The organism is Novipirellula galeiformis, from assembly GCF_007860095.1.
Taxonomy (GTDB): Bacteria; Planctomycetota; Planctomycetia; order Pirellulales; family Pirellulaceae; genus Novipirellula; species Novipirellula galeiformis.
The window spans coordinates 857302-872594 of the sequence record NZ_SJPT01000001.1; the positions used below are offsets into that span (position 1 = coordinate 857302).

Consider the following 15293-nt stretch of genomic DNA (forward strand, 5'->3'; position numbering starts at 1 on the left):
CCCGCGCGCCTCATTCTCGACCCGCGCGCCTCATTCTCGCCCCGCGACCAACTTCGGATTTCCGTAAGGGGGATTCGGCGTTCTGTTGGGGGGGAGGTGTTGCCTTTCGATATGGGTGGATTTAGCCTGCTGCCCACTACTCAGAGATGACTCTTTCGAGCGTCTTGTTTCTACTGATCCATTCATCTTCTTTCGTTTTCTAATCGGAGAGATCGCCATGAAACGAATCATGGTTCGCCCCCGGCATGTCGCCTGCTTGGGAACTGCATTGGCTGCAATACTGTTAACGTTCACTCAGGGAGGTCCGGTGGCGGCCGAGATGCCGCGATTGAACGCCGTCACGCCGCTGAATCAGGTGCCCAAGCCGACGGTGGGTTGGCATCGTACGTTGCGCTCCGGGTGGCTGGAGGCGCGCAAACGCAATCTTCCGATGGTGATTTATATCTCCAGCGATCACTGTGCCTATTGTGACGCGATGAAGCGTGATACGTGGAGCAATCAATCGGTCGAGCAGCGTGTCTCGCAAGACTTTGTGGCGATCCTGTTGACGCCTCGAGAGAACGCAGAGACGTTGGGACGCGTGAACGTTTCGATGTACCCGACCACGTTAGTCGGCATGCCTGAAGGCAAGATCGTCGCTCACCGCGCGGGATATCAACCCGCCGCGGCGCTACACCAATTCTTGTCCGATGCGTTAAAGCGATAGCGTTTCGAACGCGGTCGAATTGACAAGGCTGCTGGGCATACGTGATGCGTCACGAGCTCGGCTCCCCCTGCCCTGCCCTGCCCTGCATCCGTTGCTTTGGGCTTTGGGCTTTGGGCTTTGGGCTTTGGGCTTTGGGCTTTCAGTTGCGTTGGGCTTTCAGTTGCATTGGGCTTTCAGTTGCATTGGGCTTTCAGTTGCATTGGGCTTGTTGCGTCGGCACGCCGTGATGACTCTCGCTGCTACTTCAACCCCGAGCCAGAGGGGCGTTTTGACAACGCACCGCGAACCCCAAGTTCGCGTGGATCTCGGGCGATTTTATCACTGAAGATGCGGACGTCATCGAGAATCGGGCGAATGCGTGCCGAGGCCGCTTCGACGTTTTCGATCGTGCGTCGAATTTGCCAATAGATCTCGTCGTCCTCAAGGAAACGTTTGAACGATCCATCGCTGTTGTTCACGGATCGGCCGAGCGTTTCAAACTCGGACAGCGCCAAGTCGGCACTGGCCAAGGTCGAAATCACTTGTTCGACCAATTCACCCCCGCGATCTCCGAGCGGTTCGGTGAACTTTTCGACGTTGTGAATCGTGCGATCAAAGCTGGCAACGGACCGCTTCGCCGTCGTGATGGTTTCCTCGGCGGCGGCACCGACTCGCTCGAATCGATCGCCCACGCGGCGGAAGCTTTCAAAGGTTTCGCGGGTGCTGTCGAGCGTCTTTTGGGCGTCGAGCAACAGTCGTGGTAATTGTGACATCGAGTCCTCAAGCCCTTTTTGGATCGTGGGACTGCCCACAATTTTACGCACATCTCGAATGGCACCTTGGAATTCTTCGAGCGTGTTGACCGCTTCTTGAGCCAGTTGATCCATTCGCTGATCTGCCCCGCCGACGGTTTGTTGAACGTCGATCGCTAATTCGTTGACGGTGGTGCCCGCGACTGCGATTGAATCCCCGGCCTGGCGGATGGATTTCATCGTTTCGAGCATCTCTTCTTCCATGCTGAACAGAGCGGAGTAGGGATTTTTTGATTTTTTGCCGTAGTCCAAAAAGTCGTCGTCTGCGAAAGGGGTGTTCACTAAATCCAAATTGTCCGAGAGGACCTTGCGCAGTTCTTGCTCATCGGCACGCACGAACTCGATCGCGGCATCGCCGGTCACCAGCGAGCTGTTTCCGATCGTGGGGATGTAGTGGCGATCGATCGGTTGGGTGCTGTCCATTGCCAACGACACCAAGACTCCGCCTTCGGGCAGCAGGGTGATTTTATCGACGCGTCCGATCCGAACGCCATCTCGCAGTACCGACGTATTGGGGCTGACCCCTTCGGCCGATGGGAACTTCACCGTCAACATGTAGCTTTGGCTGAGCACGTTAGGAAACGCCCCAAACAAAAACGTTAAAATGATCCCGATGCCAATCGCCGAAACGACCAGCACGCCGACACCGAACCGAAGTTTATTATCATCCATGGTCTATTCTTAACCTTCGCTGTGAAGCGACATCTCCTTCAATCGTTCGCCCGCTTCGCCGCGGACAAACTGGCGGACACGACGATCGTCGGCGTGCTCCAGATCACTGGGCGACCCATCAAACAGCACTTGCGATTCATCGACGCCGAGCCGGCGACGTGGATAGAACATCAGCACGCGATCGGCCACCTTGCGCGCGGTGTGCATGTCGTGGGTGACCACAATGCTCGTCACCGGATAGCGACGCCGCGTCTCGAGGATCAATTCGTTGATCACGTCGCTCATGATCGGATCGAGCCCTGTCGTTGGCTCGTCGTAAACCACCAACTCGGGGCGCAGAATCAAGGCGCGGGCCAGCCCCACTCGCTTTCGCATCCCACCGGATAACTCCGCCGGGTACTTTCGCGCCACTTCGCTTGGCAGGCCGACTTCGAACAAATGCTGCATCACACGTTCGTGAACTTCGGTTTCTGGAACGACTTCGTTCTGCCGCAATGGGAATGCCACGTTCTCAAAAATCGACATGCTGTCGAAGAGGGCCGCATTCTGAAAAACAAATCCAAATCGTTTTCGGGTTTGAGTTAGTTCGGTCATGCTCATTTGGTCGAACCGGCGACCATCAAACGAGACCGAGCCGTGGGTCGGGGCGATCAAGCCCACCAATGTTTTCATGAATACCGTTTTGCCGCATCCGCTTTCTCCGATTACCGCAATCGTTTGGCCGCGCAGGATCGAGAGGTCGATGTCTTGCAGAATCGTTTGTCCTTGAAACACCACACTCAAATCGTCGACATCGATCAATACCGGGCTGTCGTGGGTGAACGTGTCATCGGGTTCCACTTCCGCGTACGCGACCTCATCCTGTTCATGCTCGGTGGGGTTGCTCTTGTCATCGTGTTCGATTTCGCCATGTTCCATCTCATCATGGTGATGGAGCTCTTCTTCGTCGTCGAACTCAGCTTCGTTGTTGGAGTTCATAGGATCGAAGTTCCTCCGGGGTAGAGTTGGAAGTACACCGCGTCGAGGAAGATATTGAGAACTAGGTCGATCGCTAGGATCAACACAAACGAGTAGACGAACGCTGCGGTCGCAGCTTTGCCCACCCCTTCGGCTCCCGCTTCGCAATTGAATCCGCGGTAACAACTGACGATCGCGATCACGCCACCAAAGAAGAAGCTCTTGAAGATGCCATTGAACAGGTCAAAACCACGCACGCCTTCGCGCGAATGATTCAGGTACGCGGCATGGTCGATCCCAAGGATGATCACACTGTAAAAATAGCCTCCGACAATCCCCATGAAATCGGCCATCAACGTTAGCGCGGGGATCAACAAGATGCAGGCTAGAAAACGAGGCACGACGAGATAATGGATCGGGTCGGCCCCCATCGTCGTCAAGGCATCGATTTGTTCGGTGACTCGCATCGTTCCCAGAACTGCCGCCATCGCACTGCCAACGCGTCCCGCTAGCATGGTCGCGGCAAGCACCGGGCCGAGTTCGCGGACCAAGGAGGTGTTGATGACGACGCCCAAGCGGTTTTCCAGCCCGAACGCGTGGAATTGGTAGTAACTGTTGACGGCCAAAACCATTCCAATGAAGGTTCCCGTCAAAGCCACGACGGGCAAGCTCAGCACGCCCACTTGATAGAAATTGATCAATAGGGTGCCGCGACGCGGTAGCCGCGTGAACAACCAAACAAACATCTTGTAGGCGAAAATCGCGATATCGCCGACGGTGATGATGCCGTCGACCACCGCCGAGCCCCATTCGGTGACCCAGCGCACCAGCGGACTTTCATTGGGGATGTTCCCCTGGGAAGAACCGTTGGGACGAGATGACGGCAATGCGGCGGTACCCTGCTGAGCCACGTTTCTGGTTACTCCCTATGCTGAGAACTCAGCAAAAATCGATTCGCGACCACGGATATCTCGATGGGGGCATACGCGTCAGTTGCCTTCCCATTGTTCACGATAGGACATTCTTCTCGCGATCATCTTGTCGTATGTTGAATTGTATCGGTCAGGCAGACGTTGAGGATTAGCGAAAGGTTTTGGATCGTAGGTCGATGGCACTGCCACATTTCGCTTTCGGCGCGGTTACAATGGCAATCCTCCCCCAAACCGGGGTCCCCTTGGGGCGATTGAAATGCAGCCTTTTTGATCGATACCGAACGATTGAGACTTACTGAACTGACACGAGCGGGCGAGAACATCTTGATGGCTAACCCAACCCAAGCATCCCCTCCTTTATCGCGGCGAGAGGGTATCTCACGGCGAGATTGCGGCATCGCGATGGGAGCGACCGCTTTGCTAGCACCTTTTCTTTCGATGGTATCGGACTCCGCCGCACGGGCCGAGTCGGAGTCGTCGGAGTCCGCTGCGTTCTCGCTTCGCTACCTGCTGTCCAGCGCCATGTATGGCTATACCTCGCTGAGCGAGATCATGCCGGAAGTACAGAAGATTGGGGCGTCGGGTATCGACATTTGGCCCAAAGTGCATGGCAACCAACGAGAGCAAGTGGACGAAATGGGCGAACAAGCCTTTCGTGAGTTGCTGGACTCGCATGACGTTTCGCTGCACTGCATCACGCAATACAGCTTAGGGCCGTTTCGATTGCAAAACGAGATGCGGTTTGCCCAGCGATTTGGTTGCCACACGATGGTCACTGGTGCCTCAGGCCCCAAAGGTTTGGCGGGCAGCGAATTGAAATCTGCCGTCGCGAAATTTGTCGAGGCGATGAAGCCACATCTCGCTGTGGCTGAGGAAACCGAGGTCACGATTGCGATCGAGAATCATAGCAATAGTCTGATTGAGTCGCCCGATTCGTTGAAATGGTTGGCGGAGATGCTGCCATCAAAACACCTCTCGATCGCGTTTGCTCCCTACCACTTGGAACAAGATTCCGAGCAAATGGCGACACTGATTCGCGAGCTTGGTAACTCCATTTCCATGTTCTATGCATGGCAGCACGGCAAGGGATGTCACGTCAAGTTGCCCAAGGAAGAGGAGTTGCTACAGATGCCCGGTCGCGGCGAATTGGAGTTTGCTCCGATCCTCGCCGCATTAAAAGCGATCAAGTATCAAGGATGGACCGAAGTCTTTATGCACCCCGTGCCGCGTGGGGTGCCGATCTTGGAATCGACGGCGGAAGTGACCAATGAAATCAACCGAGGACGCGGGTATCTTGATGAACGGGTGTAATCAGTGGTTGGACGGGTTGCGATCCGCGTGGAGTTGTAGGCTGCTATTGGCTGGATTGCTGATCGGCGTCTGCGCGAGTGACGCGGGTGCGGAAGACGAGGCTGCGCGATCACCTTTCGTGGCAGGTTTTGAACGTTTTGGACGGCACGACGAACTCGATTCCAATGTTGCCGGAGCGTTGTTGGTTCGAGAACTCAGTTGTACGGCATGTCACGACTCGAGCGTGGAATCGTTTGCGGCGAAGCGGGGGCCCAAGCTCAACGCAGCGGCGCGGCGCTTGCAACAAGATTGGGTGGTTCGTTATCTCGATGCGCCGCACCGAGTCAAACCGGGGACCACGATGCCCGACGTGTTGGCGCATCTTCCTGCCAGCGAAAAGGCGGAGGTGCTCGATGCCTTGGTCGCGTTCTTGTCGACTCAGCAGGCAGCGTTTCCAACGCTGGTCGCCAACGGAGGGTCTCCGCTGAGAAATGAATTTTGGAACAAGGGTGATTTGGCGCACGGCAAGAAGCTCTATCACGAAGTGGGCTGTGTCGCCTGTCATGCGTCTGACGCAGATTACGAGGTCGGTGAGGTTGAAGAGTCGGCGATCGACCGACTGATGGAAGAACTTGACCCCGAGGAGCTCGCCGAACTCGGGTTGTCCGGAGCCGCGCGTCGAGTGGAATCAATTCCCTTAGGGGAACTTGACCAAAAATACACGCGTCGCTCATTGGCTCACTTTTTGCACGATCCTCATCGCGACCGTCCCGCATCGCGGATGCCCAAGTTGAATTTGACGCCGACCGAATCGGCTGACATCGCTGAGTATTTGTTGCGTGAGCAAGTCGCTCGGGAGCAAGCGTTCTCGATCGAGCCCAATGCCGACAAGGCTTTGATCGAAACCGGACGCCAATTTTTTGTTTCGATGGGCTGTGTGAATTGTCATGAGGCGAGCTCGGTGACGGTGAAGCCGGCATCGAGCACGAAGCCCATGCGGGCAAAACCACTCAAGGCACTTGATGTCACGGCATCTGCTTCTTGTTTCGAGTTGTCCTCGGGGGCTAAGTTGTCTTCGGAGTTCAGCGCACACTACCCACTCGATGCGATGCAGGTCGATGCGATCAAGGACGCCCTTTCGGATGTCCTCACGGAGCAGGACGATGCCCATCTAGCGGTGGATCAAACCCTGTTGTCGATGAATTGTTATGCTTGTCACGAGCGGGCCGAGTTGGGGGGAGTCGGGCGTTACCGGAAAGCTTATTTCGAGACCGTTCGACAAATCGATTTGGGTGACGAAGGACGCTTGCCGCCTTCGCTTTCCGACGTCGGCAAAAAATTGACAACGCCGTGGCTCAAGCGAGTGCTCGCTGGGGAGAAGGCAACGCGGCTTCGTTCCCACATGACCATTCGCATGCCTGTTTTTTCGCATCCGAGCGTTGCGGAACTCAGCGATGCCATCACTCGTGCGGATGAGCCCGACACCGCGAGCGAGCAGGAGGTGTTTGGCAAACTCAATGCCAAAACGGTTGCCGAACGAGCTTCGATCGGACGCCAATTGATGGATGTCGGTTGCATCCAATGCCACGCGTTTGAGCATGACGCGTTGCCTGGCGTTGTGGGAGTCGATTTAAGTGGGGTGCCTGGTCGCGTGTACCCAAGTTGGTTTCGTGATTTCGTCATGGACCCCGCCAGTTTGAAACAACGCACTCGTATGCCGACTTTTTTTCCCGATGGAAAAGCACAAGATCCGAATTTGTTGGACGGCGATCCCGTTCAGCAAATCGGTGCGATGTGGAGCTATTTGAAACACATTAAACAGCAGGGCGTTCCTGAGAAAATCGCTGAAGCGCGATCGGCAAACTACGAATTGAAACCGAGCGATCATCCGATCGTGTTGCGAACGTTTATGAAACAGGCCGGCACGCATGCGATCGCGGTTGGTTTTCCCAGCGGCACCCACTTCGCATTTGATGCCCAGCGTCCCAACCTCGTCTTGGGGTGGAAGCAGCAGTTTGTCGATGCACGCAGCACTTGGTTCGAGCGTTTTGCGCCCGCGATTGACCCGCTCGGTGAATCCACCACGGAGTTGTCCCGTGGATTCGCGATCGTTTCCAAAGAACCGGGCAAGCAGGAATTGGCCGATGATGAGACGTTCCAGGACGACTCGCGTTTTTCAGGCTATCGACTGGATTCGAATCGGGTGCCCACGTTTGTGTATCAATTCGGTGACTGGAATATCGAGGATACGATCCGCTCGGATTCCGAAACGGGGTTGCACCGGGTGCTGCATTTCGAGACCTCGGAACGCGATCATGCTGATTCGTCTCAGCCGGTGGCAAACGAGTCGACACGGCGTTTGTACTTTCGTGCTTTGGTGGGCAAGACGATTGCGAAAACGTCTCCCACCGCATGGCGACGCCAGGATGGATTGGTATTGACGCTCGTGGGGAATGGTGCCAGCGAAGGTGAAGTGATTACGCAAGCGGGGACGAGCCAATTGCTCCTGCCGATTCATGGAAAAACTCAAGTTGAGGTGAACTACCAATGGTAAATCGATCACGCATCCTCGTCGCTCTCGTCTGCGCGGGAGTTTGGGTCGGCCTTTGGGGCGCCGTCGCGGGCGCGGCTGATGAGAGCGATTATTATCGCATTGTCTCCATTGCCACCTCGTCGACCTCGTTGGATTCTCGCGATCCGAACTGGAAACCAAGTGAGGATGGAATCGCATTGGAGGTCAGCGGGATCGCCGTTCTGGATTCCTCCCGCGTCGCCGTGGCGATTCGCAAGGGGGAGATCTGGATTCTCGATGGCGTTTACGACGATCCGCCGAAAAACGTGACGTACAAACAATTTGCCACCGCACTTCATGAACCGCTCGGGTTACTCAAGCTCGATGATTCGCTGGTGACGACTCAGCGAACCGAGTTGACCGCGATACGCGATCTGGATGGGGACGAGGTCGCAGACGAGTACAAGACGCTTGCCAGCGGTTGGGGCGTGACGGGCAATTATCACGAGTATGCTTACGGTCCGAAGCTCGATCGCAATGGGGATCTGTGGGTCACGCTCAATATCGGGATGGGGATCAAGGGGGATATGTTCAAGCACACCGTTGCCGATCCGACGCTCGGTTATCGCCAAGGGAAATGGCGCGGATGGGGATTGAAACTGAGTTCCGATGGCGATTTGAAACCGGTTTGCGCGGGGATGCGTTCACCTAGCGGACTCGGAGCGAATGCCGATGGCGATATGTTTTACACCGACCAACAAGGCAACTGGGTGGCAACGAACTCGCTGCATCATATGCGTGAAGGCGTGTTCTTTCATCACGCCGAAGCACTGGCGTCGATGAGCCAACCCGGGTCGACGATCACCGGGGTCAGTAAGGTGCCCAATGGTTTGCCGTTGCCTCAGGCTCTACGCCAATTTCCACAAATGCAACCACCGGCGGTTTGGTTCCCGTATAAAAAAATGGGGCAATCGACCACCGATATAATGCTCGATACCAGTGATGGGGAATTCGGTCCCTTCGCCGGCCAATTGTTTGTTGGCGAGTTTACTCAAGCGGCGATCAATCGAGTGTTCTTGGAAAAAGTGGATGGCGAGTACCAAGGGGCTTGTTTCCCCTTTCGGCATGGCTTTGCCTCGGCGGTGTTGAGAATGGCTCAGGGGACCGACGGCAGTATGTTTGTCGGGTTATCCAATCGCGGATGGAGCAGTTTAGGCAGCGCGTCGTATGGACTCGAGCGTTTGGTGTGGACCGGCAAAACGCCATTTGAGATCAAGGAGATGCGGGCGACCTCCGATGGCTTCGAATTGACCTTTACCGGCCCCGTCGATCCAACCACCGCAGGCGACGTCGCATCCTATGCAATGAAAAGTTACACGTATCTGTACCAATCCGCTTACGGAAGCGACGAAATCCAGACGCAAACGCCCAAGGTGACTCAGGCGATCGTGGCAGAGGACCGCATGAAGGTGCGGTTAGTCGTCGAAGGTTTGCGAGAATTGTATGTCCACGAGTTAGACGCAGCGGGCGTGCGCAGCGCCGCTGCGGAACCACTCTTGCATCACGATGCCTATTACACGCTCAATCGGATTCCCAAATAAGCGTGAGGCGTGATGCGGTCTCGTTTTCGATTCGCGACTCACTCCGCGACGCAGGGATTGACGAGCGTGCCGATGCCATCGATTTCGACTTTGCAGACGTCGTTTGGTTTTAGGAAGACAGGTGGCGTCTTGGCCGCGCCAACGCCGGGCGGAGTGCCGGTGAAAATCAAATCACCAGGCTTCAGGGTCATGATTTTCGATAGGTGGGAGATCAGTTCGGGGATATTGAAAATCAGTTGTGCGGTGGTGCTGTTTTGCACCACTTCGTCGTTGAGATGCAATTTGACCCGCACATCGCTGGCGTCTGGCAACTCTTGCGACGTCGCAATACAGGGCCCTACCGGTGCGAAGGTATCAAAGCTTTTGGCGAGTAACCATTGGCCGCCGGGGCGTCCTTTTTGCCAATCTCGCGCCGAAACATCGTGGCCGCAGGTGTAACCGTACACGTAATTCATTGCCTCGTCGGTCGAAACGTGCTTGGCCGTTTTGCCGATCACGACCACCAATTCGGCTTCGTAATCGACTTGCTCTGAAACACGCGGTAAACGAATCTCCTCGCCATGGCCGACAAGCGCCGTATTGAACTTGCTAAACACGATGGGTTCGGAAGGGATTTCGGACCCGGTTTCGATCGCGTGATCACGGTAGTTCAAGCCAATACAGATGATCTTTTCCGGCGCATCGATCGGCGGCAGCAAGCGATCCGGAGCCGGTTGCCATTGCGAATCGGAGGGGGTGGGTAATTCGGCGAGCCACGTTGCCCCTCCGGCCAATAACTCCGCTTGCGTGGGAGCAGTCTTGGTCAGCAAGGCGATGGGACAAATCCGTGAGCCATCGTAAATCGCAAACTGCGAGTTTCCATCGGCATCGGTGAATCGGCAAATTGGCATAACTCTCTATCCTGTGAAAATCAATCGAATCGGGGTGTGTTTGATGCGATGGCGTTTCGCGATCTGCCACAGTGTAGCATTGCGGCTCCAATGTTCATGCCACCCCAAACGAACGGCAAATGCGATTCCGTTATAATGCGCGACACGCAACGTCAGCGAAAGTTCTCCCCCCCCCTCCCCTGCCCCAAAATACGATTAGGCATTCCATCCCGGTGAAGTTTGTATCCTCGAGACGAAACGCGTTAAAAACAATCGCTTCGGCAACCGCTTTGGCGTCGGTCGGCCGAATCAGCCATGCAGAGCAAGCAAGTGCCCAAGTAGCGGACTCGCTTCCCCCGGTGCGGCAAATCACTCGGGGGCCACTGAATCATTGGTTCGGCTACTACGACAAACTTGAATTTGATCCAACCAATCGTTTTGTTTTGTCAGGTCAAGTGGCGTTTGAGCATCGCACCCCGCGTGCGGACGACACGATTCGCGTCGGCATGGTCGACACGGCGGACAATGACAAATGGATCCCGCTCGGTAAAAGTAGTGCGTGGGGATGGCAACAAGGTTGTATGTTGCAGTGGCGTCCGCAATCCGAGTCGGAAGTGGTTTGGAATGATCGCCAAGGCGACCAACATGTTTGCCGGGTGATGGATGTGAAGACCCAAAAGCTTCGCACATTGCCGCGACCCATCTATGCACTCAGCGGAGACGGGAAATGGGCGATTACGGCCGATTTTTCACGGATTCAGCGGATGCGTCCAGGCTACGGCTATGTCGGGTTGAATGATCCTTGTTCACAATTGCGAGCACCTGAGGACTCGGGCGTTTGGAAGATGAACATGGAAACGGGGGAGTCCGAGTTGATCTTTTCGCTCGCAGCTGCCGCTCGAATCGACCATCAAGGCAAGTCATTGGCCGACAAATGGAACTACTTTAATCATTTGCTTGTTAGCCCCGACAGTTCCCGATTCATTGTCTTGCATCGCTGGCGCGAGAGCACTGGTGATGGGCCGGATGCGGAGCCGGCCGGAAGATTCACGACGCGAATGTTTACCGTCGGCATGGACGGTAGCGACCCCTTCATTCTCGATCCATCGGGGGAAACGTCTCATTTTATTTGGCGGGATCCGTCGCATGTTTGTGCGTGGACGAAACCCACGGGCAAGCGGTCAGGGTTCTATCTGTTTCGCGATCAAAGCGACGAAGTTCAGACGGTGGGCGAAGGAGTGATGAAGCGAAATGGGCACAATACCTATGTGCCACATACGGACAATGAGTGGATTCTCAATGACACTTATCCGCAAAAAGGAGCCCGTACGCAGGATCCGTATTTGTATCACGTGCCTTCGAATCGTGTCGTTTCGCTCGGTCATTTTCATTCGCCGCCCGAATACACCGGCGAGTGGCGTTGTGATACGCATCCGCGAAACAGTAACGACGGAAAGTCGGTGGTGATCGATTCGCCGCACCACGAGGGACGGCAGTTGCATCTGATTGATATCAGCGAAATCGTGGCATGACCCTGCATCATTCCTCTAGTGGATCTTGTTAAATATCCACTATTTAAGGATTGATGGCGGAGGGATCTTTAGCAAGATCCACTACGGCGCGGGCGTCGGGTCTTGAAATTGAACTGGCGTAGTGACCATCGCGTTGCGCTGGTCCGTGACCGAGACGAACCAGGTATTGGCATCCTGGGGCGGTTTCGTGGCGATAATTGTTTCGTTATTGACTTTGGCGGGAGTGCTTTTCCATTTGCGTTTGGATCGAATCCCTGTGTCCGTGGTGTAGTGAAGGGTCGCTGATTTGAGCGGAGCTTGACTCTGATAACGGACGTGCATTTCGTTGCCATCGATGACCGGAATTTCAAGCGATGCCAGCGGCACGCCGCCGCGACAATGCGCATCGATGAACAAACCGATTTCTTGCGGAGCCCAGCCGGGCGGATGGCCATGCGGCATGTTGACTTCGATGCGCATTTGCTTTTCACCGGGAACAATCTGAAAGCTTTTTTGGTAACTGTCCAACGGGTAGTGAATGTCATTGGTGCCGTTGACAAACAGAATCGGGACGCGGCATTGACTTAGCACGCTGGAGGGATCGTAAGCCTTGATCCAAGCTTCGCGGCGCTCGTTCAGTTTGTCGATCGCAGGCTTTTGAACCGACTCGCCTTCGAATAAGAAACCGCAACCATAAACGGGAACGGCGGCGTTAAAGCGATCGTCAAGCGATGCAGCGAGACAGGTCGTGTAGCCGCCCCAACTGATTCCGGTCACCGCGGTTTGTTCGGCATCGACTTCGTCAAACGATCGGATCAGTGAATGAGCACGAAGCACGTTGGATGCCGCATGGAAGGGCCAGTCATCGGAAGCGTTGCCATCGATCGAATCAAACTTGGTGTCGTGTCCTTGATCGGGGCCGCCAAGCGGCAAACGCGTTCTTGTTTCGTGACCTGCGGTTTGATTGCGGATCGGGACTCCGGTTTTCGGATCGTAAATCGGATCAATCGGACGTGATCCAGCCAAGTCCATTGCAATTGCAGCATAGCCACGCTTGGCCCACAGCCAAGCCCACTCGGCGAACGCGGTTCCGCCGCCTCCGTGGATCAATACCACCGCGGGATAGGGACCGTCGTCGTTGCCCTCGCCGAGAGTGGATGGCGACGCATAAAAGGCAAACACTTCGGTCGGATGTCCTTGGTACGATTCTCCCTCGTAGATCAATTGGTGTACCGGCCCCGATTGGTCTTCCCACCGCATCTTGGGCACTTGCTTTGCCGCATTCACCATTGCATACAGCGGGTTGGTTGTGCGCGGGGAAGACGCGGTGGAGGGTTCTTGCGCCGTAAGCGGGACTGAGAGCCAGGCAGACATGGCAAGCGAGAATAAAGCTCGTTTCATCAGTGACAGCTTTCTTGAGCGAGTGGAGGGACTTGGTTGAAGTGGCTTGGGCGGGACGCTCACGCCGGGGTCAGGCTTTGCGGTCGGTTTTCACCACGCTCGCCGAACCGACTTGCATTGCCGGATACCGCACGCAAGGCACTGAGAGTGATGCGATAAATCGGATGAAGTCCAGACGGAAAGGGTTTAACGACAACGGGAAATGCGAAGGGGGTAAGGATACCAAAGGCACTGCGGGAACGGTTCTCGGAGACTTTGTTTTCCCTGGAGCCTTTGTCTTTCCACAAAAAAAACGAGGCTCCATGAGTGGAAGGGAGACAACCTTGCCATCTTAGGGGTCTGTTTTTGGCACGGGTTTCTGCGATGTTTGCGTTGCAGAACCTTTCGCTTTTACAGCACGCGGATGGTCTTCTTTCCATTGCGAGTCGTGGCTTTTGGAAGTGATCTTTGTATCGTTCGCAGACGTTGGTGTATTGTTCTCAAACGTGCTTTTGCCAGTAAACGTGACGCCGTAAGAAATGTTCTTCATTGGTTTTTGAGTTGTTCCAAAATCATTTCCACGAATGGTGGCATCACGCAATTCGCCCGTGGGATTAGTGCGAACTTTGACAAATTTGCCCAGTTGCGGATTATATAAAAATTGCATCTCGGGAAATATTCCCCGAACCCGAACTGAAATATCGCGAAAGGTACAGCCAATCACAGAGATGTTGCGATTTTCCAATTTTTCTTCGCCCGACAGGGTGAACATCGCGCCCCATGTGTCGGTGTTCATGTCACCAGCATGACGGCCGTCAAACTCGCAATTCACGAATGCGCCATCGCGCACAAACTGACCTTGGTTGGGTTCAATGTCTGAATGATACAAACCCCACAACGATCCGAAGCGGCAGCTGGAAATTAGAAAGTTTTCATCATTGCCAACCATCGAGATGAGATTGCGTCCGGCACGATCGAACTCGCAATCAAGCACACGCAGATTTTGCGAGCCGCGTGTGTATAAGCAATCGTAACGGCATTCTTTGGCACTGACATTGCTGATGACCACATCCTTGGCAATCATCGTTGGCGTGTTCCCCACGCGAATGATATGCGAAGTCCACGCCGAACCTCCCTTGCCAACTCCTCCTGTCCCCACTCTCCAAAACTCACCCGAAGATGCACTCTCGGGAGTTCCGTAAGCCGTGAAGTTATGCAGTTCCCCGCCCTCCATCTCAAACATAATCCCTTTGTTGGCAGCACGGAAAATCGTTTGCTGCCGATCTGCTCCGATGATTTTGACACCGGGCTTCACGGAAAGCCCACCCACACGATAGACGCCTGGTCCAAATATCAACGATCCACCATCCGGATTCTTTGCCAGATAATCGATCGCCGCCTGCACTGCCTCGCTGCTATCGGTTGTACTATCACCCACTGCATTTTCATCGGCTATTTTGAGCCGTGTCAAATCAACGCTGGCATCAATGAAAAGCGGCGCGGAATAGACCGTTTGGCCAAGGCATGTCACAGCCAGCAATGCAGTTACTCTTAGCGAATGCATCAGCGTCATCATTGTCAATCCTATCGTCATCTTTATGAATCCACCCGTAAAGAAGTTTCATCGGGTTTAAAATAAACAGCACGGCTGGGTCCGGTGCTGGAAATGGCCGTCGTTGAAATTCCGGCGTTGGACATGGTGGCTTGAGGTCCAGTGAGATCATTTTTGCCTGCGAACGCCTGCCGCCAGCGACGAGTGATCGAGCCGAGTGATCAAGCACTGCCCAGAGCGATCGAGCACTGCCCAGAGCGATCGGCTACTGCCGAGAGCGATCGGCTACTGCCCAGAGCAATCGGCTACTGCCCAGAGCCATCGGCCACAGCCCAGACAATCGGCCACGGCCAAAACGTGTGGCTTCGCCGCTCCGCTGTGGCACGCTCCGCATGGGCGCGATGCCACTTCGTTCGGGAATTCAGTCCCCTGTGTATCGTTCACGTCATTTCAACAAGGGAGCTATCATAGCAGATGAACAGCTCGTGAAGAATCAATCCTGTCTATGGAGAGTGAGCGT

General features: G+C 55.1%; 11 protein-coding genes. 5 read left to right on the forward strand and 6 right to left on the reverse strand.

The genetic code is table 11. The features are described from left to right. Window positions 1–217 precede the first annotated feature (217 nt). Complete coding sequence (locus tag Pla52o_RS03035) at window positions 218–706, forward strand: thioredoxin family protein (protein ID WP_231612048.1); 489 nt, start codon at window positions 218–220, stop codon at window positions 704–706. Between the two features lie 239 nt (window positions 707–945). Here Pla52o_RS03035 and Pla52o_RS03040 read toward each other — a convergent pair whose 3' ends face one another. From Pla52o_RS03040 to Pla52o_RS03050, 3 genes are read right to left on the reverse strand one after another with little or no spacing between them, the layout of a single operon-like run. Beyond that, window positions 946–2169, reverse strand: coding sequence for an MlaD family protein (locus Pla52o_RS03040; protein WP_146593079.1), 1224 nt, complete (start codon window positions 2167–2169; stop codon window positions 946–948). Between the two features lie 9 nt (window positions 2170–2178). Continuing rightward, a complete protein-coding gene (locus Pla52o_RS03045) occupies window positions 2179–3147 on the reverse strand; it encodes an ABC transporter ATP-binding protein (protein ID WP_231612049.1) in 969 nt (322 codons plus the stop codon). After that, window positions 3144–3956 carry an MlaE family ABC transporter permease gene (locus Pla52o_RS03050; protein WP_390620835.1) on the reverse strand — a complete coding sequence of 271 codons (813 nt, stop codon included), beginning with the start codon at window positions 3954–3956 and terminating at the stop codon, window positions 3144–3146. Before Pla52o_RS03050 ends, Pla52o_RS03045 begins: the two co-directional genes overlap by 4 nt. A gap of 387 nt (window positions 3957–4343) precedes the next feature. Here Pla52o_RS03050 and Pla52o_RS03055 point away from each other — a divergent pair, with 387 nt between their 5' ends. The 3 genes from Pla52o_RS03055 to Pla52o_RS03065 are packed head-to-tail and all read left to right on the forward strand — an operon-like array spanning window position 4344 to window position 9461. Continuing rightward, a complete protein-coding gene (locus Pla52o_RS03055) occupies window positions 4344–5369 on the forward strand; it encodes a sugar phosphate isomerase/epimerase family protein (protein WP_231612050.1) in 1026 nt (341 codons plus the stop codon). Then, window positions 5326–7902, forward strand: a complete 2577-nt coding sequence (locus Pla52o_RS03060; protein WP_146593081.1) for a c-type cytochrome — start codon at window positions 5326–5328, stop codon at window positions 7900–7902. The genes Pla52o_RS03055 and Pla52o_RS03060 overlap by 44 nt, the downstream gene beginning before the upstream one ends. Continuing rightward, window positions 7896–9461 carry a DUF7133 domain-containing protein gene (locus Pla52o_RS03065; RefSeq protein WP_146593082.1) on the forward strand — a complete coding sequence of 522 codons (1566 nt, stop codon included), beginning with the start codon at window positions 7896–7898 and terminating at the stop codon, window positions 9459–9461. Before Pla52o_RS03060 ends, Pla52o_RS03065 begins: the two co-directional genes overlap by 7 nt. A 38-nt stretch (window positions 9462–9499) precedes the next feature. Here Pla52o_RS03065 and Pla52o_RS03070 read toward each other — a convergent pair whose 3' ends face one another. Continuing rightward, a complete protein-coding gene (locus Pla52o_RS03070) occupies window positions 9500–10351 on the reverse strand; it encodes a fumarylacetoacetate hydrolase family protein (protein WP_146593083.1) in 852 nt (283 codons plus the stop codon). Window positions 10352–10563: 212 nt separating this feature from the next. Here Pla52o_RS03070 and Pla52o_RS03075 point away from each other — a divergent pair, with 212 nt between their 5' ends. Continuing rightward, complete coding sequence (locus Pla52o_RS03075; protein ID WP_146593084.1) at window positions 10564–11862, forward strand: hypothetical protein; 1299 nt, start codon at window positions 10564–10566, stop codon at window positions 11860–11862. 81 nt (window positions 11863–11943) lie between these two features. Here Pla52o_RS03075 and Pla52o_RS03080 read toward each other — a convergent pair whose 3' ends face one another. Next, entirely contained in the window at window positions 11944–13242 is a 1299-nt protein-coding gene (locus Pla52o_RS03080; RefSeq protein WP_146593085.1) for an alpha/beta hydrolase family protein, read from the reverse strand. Window positions 13243–13573: 331 nt separating this feature from the next. Beyond that, on the reverse strand, window positions 13574–14797 hold the full coding sequence (locus tag Pla52o_RS03085; RefSeq protein ID WP_197168963.1) for a glycosyl hydrolase family 28-related protein: 1224 nt from the start codon (window positions 14795–14797) through the stop codon (window positions 13574–13576). Window positions 14798–15293: the final 496 nt, after the last annotated feature.

What these genes read in the sequence shown, in the direction of transcription:
- Pla52o_RS03060 (WP_146593081.1), top strand. Translation starts at nt 5,326, where the DNA reads ATGAAATCAACCGAGGACGCGGGTATCTTGATGAACGGGTGTAATCAG.
- Pla52o_RS03035 (WP_231612048.1), top strand. Translation starts at nt 218, where the DNA reads ATGAAACGAATCATGGTTCGCCCCCGGCATGTCGCCTGCTTGGGAACT.
- Pla52o_RS03080 (WP_146593085.1), bottom strand. Translation starts at nt 13,242, where the DNA reads ATGAAACGAGCTTTATTCTCGCTTGCCATGTCTGCCTGGCTCTCAGTC.
- Pla52o_RS03065 (WP_146593082.1), top strand. Translation starts at nt 7,896, where the DNA reads ATGGTAAATCGATCACGCATCCTCGTCGCTCTCGTCTGCGCGGGAGTT.
- Pla52o_RS03045 (WP_231612049.1), bottom strand. Translation starts at nt 3,147, where the DNA reads ATGAACTCCAACAACGAAGCTGAGTTCGACGACGAAGAAGAGCTCCAT.
- Pla52o_RS03070 (WP_146593083.1), bottom strand. Translation starts at nt 10,351, where the DNA reads ATGCCAATTTGCCGATTCACCGATGCCGATGGAAACTCGCAGTTTGCG.
- Pla52o_RS03040 (WP_146593079.1), bottom strand. Translation starts at nt 2,169, where the DNA reads ATGGATGATAATAAACTTCGGTTCGGTGTCGGCGTGCTGGTCGTTTCG.
- Pla52o_RS03085 (WP_197168963.1), bottom strand. Translation starts at nt 14,797, where the DNA reads ATGATGACGCTGATGCATTCGCTAAGAGTAACTGCATTGCTGGCTGTG.